Source organism: Chitinimonas sp., assembly GCF_041904975.1.
Lineage (GTDB): Bacteria > Pseudomonadota > Gammaproteobacteria > Burkholderiales > Chitinimonadaceae > Chitinimonas.
Genome location: NZ_JAYRLZ010000001.1, coordinates 1 through 13,733, shown reverse-complemented (window position 1 = coordinate 13,733; position 13,733 = coordinate 1). Strand labels below are relative to the sequence as shown.

Annotated in this window: 11 protein-coding genes; 9 read left to right on the top strand and 2 right to left on the bottom strand. The window is 61.5% G+C overall.

Going from position 1 to position 13,733, the window contains the following annotated elements:
- The first annotated feature begins 171 nt into the window (after positions 1-171).
- The 4 genes from ACE3OH_RS00055 (at position 172) to ACE3OH_RS00040 (ending at position 5,168) form a co-directional block, all read left to right on the top strand.
- Entirely contained in the window at positions 172-2,463 is a 2,292-nt protein-coding gene (locus ACE3OH_RS00055) for a DUF3141 domain-containing protein (protein ID WP_374346910.1), read from the top strand.
- A 120-nt stretch (positions 2,464-2,583) separates the two neighbouring features.
- On the top strand, positions 2,584-3,285 hold the full coding sequence (gene folE / locus ACE3OH_RS00050; RefSeq protein ID WP_374346908.1) for a GTP cyclohydrolase I: 702 nt from the start codon (positions 2,584-2,586) through the stop codon (positions 3,283-3,285).
- A 165-nt stretch (positions 3,286-3,450) separates the two neighbouring features.
- Entirely contained in the window at positions 3,451-3,879 is a 429-nt protein-coding gene (locus ACE3OH_RS00045) for a BLUF domain-containing protein (protein ID WP_374346906.1), read from the top strand.
- Positions 3,880-3,989: 110 nt separating this feature from the next.
- A complete protein-coding gene (locus tag ACE3OH_RS00040; protein ID WP_374346904.1) occupies positions 3,990-5,168 on the top strand; it encodes a diguanylate cyclase in 1,179 nt (392 codons plus the stop codon).
- 220 nt (positions 5,169-5,388) lie between these two features.
- On the opposite strand, the gene pepF is transcribed toward ACE3OH_RS00040, so the two are convergent.
- Together pepF and ACE3OH_RS00030 are read right to left on the bottom strand one after the other, a co-directional pair.
- Positions 5,389-7,254, bottom strand: coding sequence for an oligoendopeptidase F (gene pepF, locus ACE3OH_RS00035; RefSeq protein ID WP_374346902.1), 1,866 nt, complete (start codon positions 7,252-7,254; stop codon positions 5,389-5,391).
- A gap of 114 nt (positions 7,255-7,368) precedes the next feature.
- Complete coding sequence (locus tag ACE3OH_RS00030; RefSeq protein ID WP_374346900.1) at positions 7,369-7,848, bottom strand: WbuC family cupin fold metalloprotein; 480 nt, start codon at positions 7,846-7,848, stop codon at positions 7,369-7,371.
- Positions 7,849-7,925: 77 nt separating this feature from the next.
- Between ACE3OH_RS00030 and ACE3OH_RS00025 the strand changes: the two genes are divergently transcribed.
- The 5 genes from ACE3OH_RS00025 to ACE3OH_RS00005 all read left to right on the top strand — a co-directional run.
- Complete coding sequence (locus ACE3OH_RS00025; protein ID WP_374346898.1) at positions 7,926-9,581, top strand: glycosyltransferase family 39 protein; 1,656 nt, start codon at positions 7,926-7,928, stop codon at positions 9,579-9,581.
- Positions 9,582-9,599: 18 nt separating this feature from the next.
- Complete coding sequence (locus ACE3OH_RS00020) at positions 9,600-10,730, top strand: DegT/DnrJ/EryC1/StrS family aminotransferase (RefSeq protein WP_374346896.1); 1,131 nt, start codon at positions 9,600-9,602, stop codon at positions 10,728-10,730.
- Between the two features lie 224 nt (positions 10,731-10,954).
- Positions 10,955-11,893, top strand: coding sequence for a glycosyltransferase (locus ACE3OH_RS00015; protein ID WP_374346891.1), 939 nt, complete (start codon positions 10,955-10,957; stop codon positions 11,891-11,893).
- Complete coding sequence (locus ACE3OH_RS00010; RefSeq protein WP_374346889.1) at positions 11,893-12,813, top strand: formyltransferase; 921 nt, start codon at positions 11,893-11,895, stop codon at positions 12,811-12,813. The genes ACE3OH_RS00015 and ACE3OH_RS00010 overlap by 1 nt, the downstream gene beginning before the upstream one ends.
- Before the next feature lie 210 nt (positions 12,814-13,023).
- A partial coding sequence (locus ACE3OH_RS00005; protein WP_374346887.1) for a bifunctional UDP-4-keto-pentose/UDP-xylose synthase occupies positions 13,024-13,733 on the top strand: 710 nt, incomplete at its 3' end.

Below are 13,733 nucleotides of genomic sequence, written 5' to 3'. Positions count from 1 at the left end.
GAGCCATTTGGCAGACTGGCTTGACCCAGTTCACGAATATGGCTAGGTTAAACCGATGCTGCAATGCACAATACGCATTGCCAAACCTGCCACGGCCGAGGCCGGGCTTACCTATAAAAACCACTTCCCAAGCCAGTGCTGCCATGAGCGGCCTGATCAAAGAGGTCGTCCATGACCATGCACCCGACACAGCCCACACTTCCCGCACCCTTCGCCCACCCGCCTGCCCTGCTGGGCGATTCGGCCAGCTATCTGCTTGACCGCCTGCAACGCAGCATCCTCACGCTCGATGTGCTGCGCCAGCGCGGCAATGTCTATCTGGAGCATGCGCGCGCCGGCAATCCCCCCGTGCTGGTGTTCGACTATGAAATGGTGATGGACGGCCGCGAGCTGGAACGGCCGGCCAACTATGCGCTGGTGCGCATCATTCCGCCGGCCGATAGCCCGACCGACCCGAAAAAACGCCCTTTCGTGGTGATCGACCCGCGCGCCGGCCATGGCCCCGGCATAGGCGGCACCAAGATCGACAGCGAGATCGGCATTGCCTTGCGCGGCGGCCATCCTTGCTATCTGGTGATGTTTTTCCCCGACCCGGTGCCCGGCCAGACCATTGAATGCATTGCCAATGCCGAGGTGATCTTCCTGAAAAAAGTGCTGGAACGCCATCCGGAACGCGAGGGCATGCCGCTGGTGATCGGCAATTGTCAGGGCGGCTGGGCCTTGATGCTGCTGGCGGCCATGGCGCCAGACCTGGTCGGGCCGGTATTGTTGGCCGGCACGCCGCTGTCTTACTGGGCCGGCGTCGAAGGCAAGAACCCGATGCGCTACAACGGCGGGCTGATGGGCGGCACCTGGCTGTCGTCGATGATGGGCGACCTCGGAGACGGCAAGTTCGATGGCGCCTGGCTGGTTTACAACTTCGAGCAGCTCAATCCGGCCAATACCTACTGGAGCAAGCCGTATCGCCTGTTTTCCAAGGTCGACACCGAGGCGCCGCGCTTTCTCGACTTCGAGCGCTGGTGGGGTGGCCATTTCCTGCTCAACCGCGAGGAAATCGACTGGATCGTGCAAAACCTGTTTGTCGGCAACCGCCTGACCGGTGGCGAGATCACCGTCGACGGCGGCAAACACCATGTCGACCTGCGCAATATCCGTACGCCCATCATCGTGTTTGCATCCTGGGGCGACAACATCACCCCGCCGCAACAGGCGCTGAACTGGATTCCCGACCTGTATGCCGATGCCGAGGATATCCGCGCCCACGGCCAGACCATCGTGTACTGCCTGCACGAGAATATCGGCCACCTCGGCATCTTCGTGTCGGCCGGCGTGGCGCAACGCGAACATGCCGAGCTGGTCAGCGCCATCGACCTGATCGACACCATGGAGCCTGGCCTGTATGAAGCGGTGATCGAAGACACCCAGCCCGGCATGTCCAATCTCGAGCTGATCAACGGCCGTTATCTGATCCGCTTCGAGCCGCGCCAGGTCAGCGATATCCTGGCTTTGGGCGATGGGCGCGAGCATGAGAAGCGCTTCGAGCTGGTGAGGCGTGTTGCCGAAGTCAACCAGGCACTGTACGACCAGTTTGCTTCGCCCTGGGTAAAGCTGTTCAGCAATGCCCTGAGCGCCAGCGCCTTGCGCGCCCTGCACCCGGCGCGGGTAGAACGCTACACCGTGTCCGACCTGAACCCCTGGCTGTGGCCGATCGGCGCCATGGCCGACACCATTCGCAACAAGCGCGCCGAAGTCGCAGCCGATAATCCCTTTGTCCAACTGGAAAAGCACTTTTCCGGCCTGATCGAGGATTGCCTCGATCATTACCGGGACCAGCGCGACCAGATGCATGAACAAACCTTCAAGCATCTGTTCGAATCGCCGTGGATGACCACCCTGCTTGGCGCCCGCCGCGCCCGGCGCAGCCCCACCTCCCTGCGCGCCCAGCTGGAACGCTTGAATATCAAGGCCGCCTTGCATGACTTCGACCACGGTGGCGCACTGGATGCATTTGCACGCGTGATCGCCTATGTGCGCGGCGATGGCGTGATCGACGTGCGCCCGTTCAATATGATGCGTCGCATCCTGTCCGAGCAGCGCGTCGAGCCGGTGACCCTGGCCGAATACCGCGATTCGGTGCAGCGTCAGTCCTTTGTATTGATGCTGGACGAAGAACGTGCTCTGCAGGGCTTGCCCAAGCTGCTGCCGGACCGCCTGATGCGCAAGACGGTGATGGATTTCGTGCTGGAAGTGCTAGGCGCCGCCGGCCCGCTCGACGCCGCCTCGGCCGAGCGCTATCAGCGCATCAAAGCCCTGCTTGGCTTGAATGCACAGCGCCTTGCTGCCGCCCCGGCCGCAGACGCCAGCCCGCACGGCGCAGCGTCGACTCCGCCCAAAGTCGCCAGCAAGACTGCAACGCCACGAAAACCCGCCAAGCCCAAAGGGCCGGCACCGACCACTCACTGAGCGATGAAACCCTGATGGAATCAGGGTTTTAGCGCATATTCCACTCACAGCCGCGGGTTGGGAATTGGCGCGAACCGGGTGATAATGAGCCCGATATCTACCAAGAGACCCGAGAAGCTTATGTCCGAAAACGCCACAACACCCTACCAGCCCGCCTCGCGCCGCATTCGCGAGCGCATCCGTCAGGCTCAGCGGCGCTTTCATGCCAATGACAATATCGCCGAATTCATCGAGCCGGGCGAAATGGACGAGCTGCTCAGCGAGGTGCAGGAAAAGCTCAAGGGTGTGCTGGAAAGCCTGGTGATCGATACCGATAGCGATCACAACACCCAGGATACGGCACGACGTGTCGCCAAGATGTATCTGAACGAGATTTTCCGCGGCCGCTATGTCGCCGCTCCAGCAGTCACCGAGTTTCCCAATGTCGAGCACCTGAACGAGTTGATGATCGTCGGGCCGATCACCGTGCGCAGTGCCTGCTCGCATCATTTGTGCCCCATCATCGGCAAGCTGTGGGTCGGCATCATGCCGAATCAGCACTCCAATCTGATCGGCCTGTCGAAATACGCCCGGCTGGCCGAATGGGTAATGAGCCGTCCGCAAATCCAGGAAGAAGCGGTCACGCAGATCGCCGATCTGCTGCAGCAAAAGATGAGCCCTGACGGCTTGGCCATCGTGATGGAGGCCGATCACTTCTGCATGCACTGGCGTGGCGTCAAGGATATGGACTCGAAGATGATCAATAGCGTGATGCGTGGCTCCTTCCTGAAAGATGCCAGCCTGCGCCGCGAGTTTCTGTCCTTGATCGATCAAAAACGTTGACACGGGCAAGTCGCTGTGCCACTGCCACGGTGCCAGGCTGAGTCGCAAGCGGGAACCACGCGGCACCCTAGCAAGATCAGGGTCTACCATGAATGCTTGTTCCCTGGCCTGCCTTGCGGCTGACCAGTTACCGGGACAGGTCAAGTCCAGATTCGGGAGTATGAAATGCTTGTTCGTCTGCTGTACGCCAGCCGCTCCAACCAGACTTTGAAGCCTGAGGTAATCGACGCGATCCTTGCCAAGTCGCGCGAATACAATCCCGCCAAAGGCATTACCGGCATATTGTGCTTTAGCGGCGATATCTTCATGCAGGTGCTGGAAGGCGGCCGGGATGCCGTATCGGAGCTGTATGCGCAGATTTGCAGCGATGCGCGCCATCGTGGCGTGACACTCTTGCACTACGAGGAAATCGCCGAGCGCGAATTTGCCGGCTGGACCATGGGGCAGGTGAATATGGAGAAGATCAACCCCTGCATCCTGCTCAAATACTCCGAGACGTCCGGTCTGAACCCGTTCAACTGCTCGGGTGCAGCTTCAATGGCGCTCTTGAAGGAGCTGATCGCCACCGCATCCATCGTCGGTCGTGCCCAGTAGTCATGGTTTGTGGCGTTTTGTCCTCAGCTGCAAAAGCTCGGGCGGCGCCGGGTGGTTTCTTCCCCCATCGCAGCTACACTGCAGCCTTGCCCGACCGCTGAACCCGACGCATGCTGCTGCCCGACCATAACTTGCCGAGCGAAAACCCACGATCGCCGTACCAGCGCGCCATGCGCGACGGCTATCGGCGCTTGCGCTTCCAGCGCCGGCTGGAAGCCGAATTCCGGCATTTCCATACCGAAACCCATCTGGGGCATCTGCGCCTGTCAGCCCTGCTGGCCTTATCGCTCTATGTGCTGTTTTCGGTATTCGACTTCACCTCCCTGCCCGCCTATGTGGCCAACTGGACCATTTCCCTCCGTCTTGGCCTGATTGTGCCGAGTCTGGTGATTGCACTGTGGGCCTCGCACGAGCCACGCTGGCGCAGCCATGTGCATGCCATCATTACCGTGGTGTGCCTGATCACCGGCCTTGGCAGTGTCGCCACCATCGGTGCCGCCCTGTATCTGCGCAGTGATATGCCCTATGAAGGCATGCTGCTGGTGTGCCTGTTCATCTACTTCATTGTCGGCTTGCGCTGGTGGCGTGCCTTGCTGGTCAATTCGGTGATCGGCATCAGCCTGGTGCTGACCGAATCCTGGCTGCAACCCAGTCTGGAAATCCGTACCTATCACGCCATCTTCATGTTCGCCGCCAATGTGATTGGTGCCCTCGGCAGCTACATCATGGAATACGGCACCCGTACCACCTTTCTGGTGAATGGCTTGTTGCGCGAGCTGGCGGAACGCGATGGCCTCACCGGTCTGTATAACCGTCGCAGCCTCGATACCCAGCTGCAGCGGCTATGGCGTCAGGCCATGCGCGAAGACGGCTGGCTGGCGGTAGCAATGATCGATGTCGACCATTTCAAGGCCTACAACGATCACTACGGCCATGGCGGCGGCGATACGGTATTGCGCACCCTGGCCGAATTGATCGCCGAACAGGCGCGTCGCCCGCTCGATGTGGCCGCCCGTTATGGCGGCGAGGAATTTGTCCTGGCCTGGTATATGCCGGCTCGCGATATGCAGCTGACCCTTTGCGAACGCCTGCGCGAAGCGGTCGAGGCCCAAGCCATTACTCATGCCGCCAGCCCGCTCGGGGTGGTCACCGTCACCATAGGCATCGCCCTGGCCGAGCCCCTGGCCGGCAACAGCATTCATGAACTGCTGCAGCAAGCCGATACCGCCTTGTACCGGGGCAAGGAGCGCGGGCGCAATTGCACCGTGCTGTATGAGGCCAGCGAATGATGGTGCCCCGGCAGGAATAAACCAGCAGCCAGCCATGCCAAGTGACTGGCCTGCCGGCTTGGCAAGGAAATCAACCCTGCTTATTGCTTTGCAGGAGCGGCTATGGCCGCGAACACCTGGCTGTTACCGAAAACAGGGCATTCTCGGCAAAAGCCGCTCCTGCTATCAGCTTTCACCGGTTCGCACATGCGTGCCGCATGATCGAACCGGCGCAAGCCTGTCAGTTGCCTGCCTGTACCCGCTCCAGCTCATCCATCAGTCGATCCATACGCTTGACCAGTGCGCGGTAGGGCGTCGGGCTGGCCATATCGAGGCCGGCTGCCTTGACGATCTGGTAAGGGTCGGCCGAACCACCGGCGCGCAGCATATCGAAGTATTTCTGCCGCACCGTGGCATCGCCACGCTCGATGCCATCGGCAAAGTAGGCAGCAGCACTGATGGAGGTGGCGTACTGGAATACATAGAAGTCACGATAGAAGTGCGAGATATAGGCCCACTCGATGCCATACAGATCATCGATCTTCATCACCCCCTGTTGGTCGCCGTGATAGCGCTTGAGCAGGTCCAGATACATCTTGCTGAGCTGCTCGCCAGTCAGCGCCTCGCCGCGCTCGATGGCCTCGTGCGCAGCCAGCTCGAACTCGGCAAACATGGCCTGGCGGAAGAAAGTGGAGCGCAAAAGTTCCAGCTCCTGGCTGATGGCGAAGATCTTCTCGGCCTTGGTGCGCGCATTCGCGATCACATGGTCGGCCAGCAGCATCTCATTGGTGGTAGACGGAATTTCGGCGATGAACAGCGCATAGTCGGCGGTCTCGAAGGGCTGGGCGCGGTTGGCCTGCACCGTATGCATGGCATGGCCCCACTCGTGAGCCAGGGTGGAAACGCTCTCCCAGCCACCGCTGAAACTCATCAACAGATAGGGGTGCAGATCATAGGCGGCGCCGTTCATATAGGCGCCCGAAGCCTTGCCCGGCTGCGGCAGTGCATGCATCCAGCCACCAGCAAAGCCGCGGCTCAGATCGCTCGCATACTCCTGCCCCAAGGGTTTGACCGCCTCCAGCGTCAGCTGCTGCGCTTCCGCCAGGGTATAGGCGCGCGGCGGCTTGGCCAGCGGCACGTATATATCCGAATAGCGCAGCTCTTTCAGGCCGAGCAGCTTCTTGCTCAAGGCAAAGTAACGATGCAGGGTGGGCAGGCCGGCATTGGTCTCGGCCACCAGGGTGCGGTATACGGCTTCCGGCGTGTTGTAGGGGCTCAGCGCCATCGCCAGCGAATTGGGATACTGGCGCGCCTTGGCCTGGAACACCGTGCCACGCAGATTGGCGGCATAGGTGGCGCCGAAGGTGCGCTCGAACTGCTTGAACTGCGGCCAGAAGGTATCGAATACCTGTTTGCGCACGGCAGGGTCGCGATCAGAGCGCGCCGCCACATAGCCTTCCTGATCCAGCCTTACCGATTTGTCACGGATCTTGATGGTCGGCCAAGGAATATCGGCATTGGCCAGCAATTCATAAATGGCACCGGGCTGTTGCAGCGGCTCACCTGCCGCGGCCAGCAGTGTCTCTTCCTTCTGGCTCAGGGTGTGATCAGCCAGGCGCAGGCTGTTCTGCAAAAAATAGCGGTGCTTGGCCAGGCGCGGCTCGGCAGCGAGGAAGGCATTGACCTTGGCCGCACCCAATGCGGTGATTTCCGGCCCCAGATAGGCAATGGCCTCGCCGAACTTGCTGTCGAGACTATTGGCCAGCTGGCGCCGCGCCTCATTTTCGCCAATCCGGGTGTCTTCGTCGGCCTTGAGGCTGGCGTACAGACTCAAGCGGTAGAGGCGCTTGCGCAGCGCCGATACGGCATCCAAGGCATTGAGCAGACTTGGGGCATCCGTTGCCAGCTTGCCCTTGTGCGCCGCCAAGGTCGGCAATTGCGCCTGGATGGCGAGGCGTTCGGTCTCCCAGGCTGCCGGGCTGGCGTAGAGTTCAGTCAGATTCCACACGGCCGGGGCCGAAGTCACAGGAGCAGGGCTGGCAGCCTGCACGGCCGCTGCAGCAGCCGTCAGCACCATGCCGGCGCACAGCGCGGCAAAACGATTCATGATGATTCCTTGAAATGGGAGGGTAAAACCTGCGGGCCCGGTGCCGCCTGCTACTTGGCAGCCAGGCGCGCTATTACAACAGGGCGGCAATCAGAGCGCGAAGCGCCGCCTGCATCAAGCAGCAACGCTCAATTGCCCGGCGGCGCGATGCAAATCTGCAACGAAGGCGGCGGCCGCGGCACTGCCTTCCTCGGGCGCCCAGCTGGCCGCATCGGTGGGGCCGACCGGCACATAGGCGCCCTGCTTGACTTCGAAAATCACACTACCCGCTTCCAGCGATGCCACGGTATGCCAGGTGCCGGCTTCGAATTCGAACGCCGCCAGACCATCGCTGCCACCGAGCTTGTGCCGCCACAGCACGCTGCCGGCTTCGTCATAGGCGGTGAACAGAAAGCTGCCGCGCAGCGGAATCAATAGCTCCCAGCTTTGCGGATGGCGGTGCGGGCGCACATAGGTGTCCGGCTCCATGGCAATGGTAAGGCGCTGTACCGGCGCGTCATGGCTGGGGTGGAAATTGTGGTGGGCACGCAGGCGTGGCGCGCTGGCGGCGCGGCTGGTCAGATCATCGAGATCGGCTGGCTTGAGGGTTTTCATGGGTCTGTCTCCGGCGAAGGGCTGTATGATAAGCGGCTTTGCCGCCAACCGGCGTCTGCCAGCCTTTTCTGCCCGCGATGAACCCTTATTTTTTTAGCCCCGCCCATGCCCGCCGCAATGCCTGGCTGATCTGGACCGGCTTTGCCCTGCTGTGGTTCGGCTGGCTCGGCTACCGCGCCTTGATTCATGCCGACGAAGGCCGTTATGCCACCATTGCACTGGAGATGCTGCGCTCCGGCGACTGGGTGACGCCGCGTCTCAATGGCTTTCTGTATTTTGAAAAGCCGCCGCTGCAATATTGGGCCACCGTCATCGCCTACAAGCTGTTCGGGGTGAACGAGTTTTCGGCGCGCCTGTGGCCGGCCCTGTGCGGCTTTGGCTCGATCGCCCTGGCCGGTTTCACCGCGAGGCGCCTGTGGGATGAGCAAACCGGCTGGCTGGCCGCGATGGTGATGGCCGGTACCACCTGGGTGATCACCAACGGGCATCTCTTGACCCTGGACATGGGCTTGAGCTTTTTCCTGCAGCTGGCACTGTGCAGCCTGCTGCTGGCTTTTCACCCACAAACAAGCCAGCAGGCGGCATCGCGCTGGATGGCGCTGTGCTGGGCCGCCATGGCCGGCGCCATGCTCAGCAAGGGTTTGATCGGGCTGGTGATCCCTGGTGCCACCCTGGTCGGCTATAGCCTGTTTACCTGGCAGTGGCGCTTCTGGGGACGGATGCGCTGGCTATCGGGCCTGGCCATCTTCACCGCCCTTGCCGCGCCTTGGTTCGTGCTGGTGTCGCTACGCAACCCGGGCTTTGCGCACTTTTTCTTTATCCACGAACATTTCGAACGCTTTACCACCACCGAACACAACCGGGTGGGCGCCTGGTGGTATTTCGTGCCGCTATTGCTGGCCGGCCTGTTACCGTGGACCAGCCTGCTGCCTAGTGCGGTGTGGCGCGCCTTGGCTGGTAGCCGCAAGATCGGCCATCCCGGTTGGCTGCTGCTGGCCTGGTCCGGCTTTATCTTTGTGTTTTTCAGTGCCTCCGGCTCCAAGCTGCCGTCTTATATCTTGCCGATGTTCGGCGCGCTGGCCTTGCTGGTGGCTCACCATCTGCACCATCTCAATGCCACCGAGCTGCGCCGCCATCTGTGGCTGCCAGCCTTGTTGTGGCTGGTGCTGCTTGCGGTGGCGCCCTTTGCCGACCACTTTGCCAGCGCCGATGTGCCGGCGCCCTTATTGACCGCCCTCGCCCGCTTTATTGGCGCCGGTGCCCTGCTCTACCTGATCGCCAGTGGCGTCGCTTGGTGGCAGCTGCGCGCCGGGCGGCGCCTGTGTGCCATCGGCGCGATGGCGCTGGGCAGTGTGCTGGCAGTATCGCTCTCGGCCATGGGGCATCACCACTACGCCACCATGAAGACCAGCAAGGCGCTGGTAGAACAGGTCCGCCCCGAGCTCAGCGCCGACACCGAAGTGTTTTCGCTGCGCACCTATGAGCAAACCCTGCCGTTCTACCTCGGCCGCAGCGTCACCTTGGTGGATTACATCGATGAATTTGAATATGGCTGGCAGTTCAAGCCGGCCACCGGCATTGCGAAACTGAGCGACTTCTACCCGCGCTGGCAGGCGGCGCGCCGTGCAATTGCCTATATGGGACCGGATGTCTACGCGCAACTCGCCGCACAACAATTGCCGATGCGCGTCATCTACCGCGATCTGCGCCGCGTCGTCGTCGCCAAACCCTGAATAAAATCGGATACCACCATGAGCCAGGACTTCCTGCCCTTTACCCGCCCCGATATCGACGAAGCCACCATTGCCGACGTAGCCAATGTGCTGCGCTCCGGCTGGATCACCACAGGGCCGAAATGCCGTGAACTGGAAGCCAAGTTATCGGAATACTGTGGCGGCCGGCCGGTACGCCTGATCAACTCGGCCACCGCCGCCATGGAGCTGGCGCTGAAGCTGGCCGGCATCGGCGCGGGCGATGAGGTGATCACCACGCCGATGAGCTGGGTCGCCACCGCCAATATCTGCCTGACGGTGGGCGCCACGCCGGTATTTGTCGATGCCGACCCGACAACGCGCAATATCGACCTCGACAAGATCGAAGCCGCCATTACCCCTAAAACTCGCGCCATCATCCCGGTCGACCTGGCCGGCTTGCCGGTGGACCGCGACCGCCTGTACGCCATTGCCAAGCAGCATGGCCTGCGCGTCGTCGAAGACGCCGCGCAAAGCATGGGTTCGAGCTGGGGCGGCCGGCGCTTGGGCAGCTTTGGCGACCTGGTGTCGTTCAGCTTTCATGCCAACAAGAACATCACCACCGCCGAGGGCGGCTGCCTGGTGATGAATACCGAAGACGAAGCGCGCCTGTTCGAAAAATTGCGCCTGCAAGGCGTCACCCGCTTTGCCGATGGCACCATGGATTGCGATGTGCTGGGCGGCAAGGCCAACCTCACCGACGTCGCCGCCGCCATCGGCCTGGGCCAGCTCAAGCGCCTGGATGAATTCAACGCCCGGCGCCGCCACTTGGCCCGCCGGTATTTCGAACACTTCGACCGAAGCCTCGGCTTTACCCTGCCGCTGGCCGACTTCGAAAACAGCAACTGGCATATGTTCCAACCCTTGCTGCCGCTTGACCAGCTCAAAGGTGGCCGCCCGGCTTTTATCGAAGCGATGACGCAGCGCGGCATCGCCATCGGCGTGCACTATCCGGCCATGCATCTTTTCACCCTGTTCCGCCAACGCGGCTGCAAGCAAGGCGACTTCCCGGTAGCCGAACATATCGGCGCCAGCACCGTCACCCTGCCGCTGTTCCCGGCGATGCGGGATGAGGATGTGTTGCGGGTATGCGCGGCAGTGCGCGAGGTGATTGGCGAGTTGCGGGCGTGATGCGTCGCCTGGATGCAGTGCAGCGGAATCCGGGGGCAAGCCGCGAGGCTTGCATGTAAAGGCAACGCGGACTATCGTCCGCCCCCGGATTGCACTACGTTTCATCCGGGCTACTTGCTGCACATGCGGCGCAATACGCTGCGCTTTCACTACGCCCAATGCGTACCAAAATCGTCTGGCACGGCAAGCACCTCCCGCTCCCAAAAATCGAAACGTTTCAAGCCATGACCCCAAACCTCTCCGTCATCATCCCCGTCTACAACGAAGAAGAAGGCCTGCAGGCCTTGTTTGACCGGCTCTACCCGGCGCTCGACCGGTTGGGCGTGATGTATGAGGTGATCTTCGTCAACGATGGCAGTCGCGATGCTTCGCCGCGCATTCTGGCCGAGCAGTTCCACAAGCGTAGCGATGTCACCCGGGTGGTGCTGTTCGATGGCAATTTCGGCCAGCATCGCGCCATTCTGGCCGGTTTTGCGCATAGTCGTGGCGAGCGCATCGTCACGCTCGATGCCGATCTGCAGAACCCGCCGGAAGACATTGCCACCTTGCTGGCCGAGATGGACAAGGGCTTTGACTATGTCGGCTCGATCCGCCGCCAGCGCAATGATTCCTGGTGGCGCCACGTCGCTTCGCGCGCCATGAACGGGCTGCGCGAGCGCATCACCGGCATCACCATGACCGACCAGGGCTGCATGCTGCGCGCCTATAGCCGGCGCATCATCGACACCATCAATCAATGCCAGGAAATGCATACTTTTATCCCGGCGCTGGCCTACCAGTTCTCGCAAAACCCGACCGAGGTAGTGGTGGGCCACGAAGAGCGCTTTGCCGGTGAGTCGAAATACTCGCTGTACAGCCTGATCCGGCTGAACTTCGACCTGATGACCGGTTTTTCGATTGTGCCGCTGCAGTTCTTTTCCATGCTGGGCATGGCCATCTCGCTGCTGTCCGGCGTGTTGGTGGTGATTCTCGCCGCACGTCGCCTGATTCTCGGGCCGGAAGAAGGCGGGCTGTTCACCCTGTTCGGTATTGCTTTCTTTCTGATCGGCATTGCGCTGTTCGGCATCGGCATGCTCGGCGAATACACCGGCCGCATCTACCAGGAAGTCCGCCGCCGGCCGCGCTATATGGTGGCAGCAGTGCTGGAAAAGAAGGACGACTGATGCACACCGCCGTCGTTTTTGCCTACCACAATGTCGGCGTACGCTGCCTTGCCACCTTGCTGGCGCGTGGCGTCCATGTGGCCTTGGTGGTTACCCACCGCGACAACCCCAGCGAAACCATCTGGTTTGACAGCGTGGCCGAGCTGGCCAGCCGGCACGGCATTGCGGTGATCACGCCCGACGACCCGAATACGCCGGAAGTGATCGCGGCGGTCAGCGCTGCCCAGCCCGACTTCCTGTTCTCCTTCTACTACCGCCATATGCTCAAGGCGCCGTTGCTGGCGATAGCACCGCGTGGCGCCTACAACATGCACGGCTCGCTGCTGCCGCAATACCGTGGACGGGTGCCGGTGAACTGGGCGGTGCTGCGCGGCGAGACCGAAACCGGCGCCACCTTGCATGTCATGAATGAAAAGCCCGACAACGGCGCCATTGTCGATCAGCAAGCCGTGCCCATCCTGCCTGACGACACCGCACACGAGGTATTCGGCAAGGTAACGGTAGCGGCGGAACAGGTGCTATGGCGCTGCCTGCCTGCACTGCTGTCCGGCACCCATCCGCTGACCGTACAAGACCTGAGCCTGGGCGGCTATTTTGGCGGCCGCAAGCCGGAGGACGGGCGTCTGGACTGGTCCTGGCCGGCCCGGCGCATCCATGATTTTGTGCGGGCACTGAGCAAGCCCTACCCCGGCGCCTTTGCCGATATCGGCAGCAAGCGGCTGGTGGTGTGGCGTACCTGGCGATTGCCCGACACAGCCCCCATCGCCGCCAGCCATCTGGCCGTGCAGGACGGCATGCTGGTATTGCACTGCGCAGACGGTAGCCGCTTGCGTGTGCTGGAGGCGGAACTCGATGGGGCGATGCTTGATGCCGAAACCTTCGCCAGGCACTTTGGCGCGACTCACTTGGCCCTGAGCTGAGCCGGCAGAGTTTGCTGCAAGGGGATGCAGTGCAGACAACTGCCCAAGACCGCTTATCGCACCCGGCGAACTACACCATTGTGCAATCAGGCTAGAAGCCGCGCCCTTATGCGGTAAAATCGCGCCGATTGATTTGGGCAGCCGGTAGCTAGGCGGTTGCCGTCACCGAAACTCTGGCCGAAGACCGTCGGCATCCCAGGAAAACCCACCATGAAAAAAATCCTTATCCTCGGCGTCAACGGCTTTATCGGCCACCATCTGACCAAGCGCATCATCGAGACCACCGATTGGGAGGTCTACGGCATGGACATGAATACCGAGCGGGTGAGCGAATGGCTGGATCATCCGCGCTTTCATTTCTTTGAAGGCGATATCACCATCAACAAGGAATGGATCGAATACCACGTGCGCAAGTGCGATGTGATCCTGCCCCTGGTGGCGATTGCCACGCCGGCCACCTATGTGAAAGACCCGCTGCGCGTGTTCGAGCTGGACTTCGAGGCCAATCTGCCCATCGTGCGCCAGGCGGTGAAGTACAAGAAGCGCATCCTGTTCCCGTCCACCAGCGAGGTGTACGGCATGTGCCGCGACGGCGAGTTCGACCCGGAAAACTCTGAACTGATCTACGGCCCGATCAACAAGCCACGCTGGATCTACGCTTGCTCCAAGCAGCTGATGGACCGGGTGATTCACGCCTATGGCATGAGCGAAGGGCTCGATTACACCCTGTTCCGCCCGTTCAACTGGATCGGTGCCGGGCTCGACAATATCCATACCGCCAAGGAAGGCTCCAGCCGCGTCATCACCCAGTTCCTCGGCCATATCGTGCGCGGTGAGCCGATCAAGCTGGTGGATGGCGGCCAGCAAAAGCGTGCCTTCACCTATGTGGACGACGGTATCGCCGCCCTGATGAAGATCAT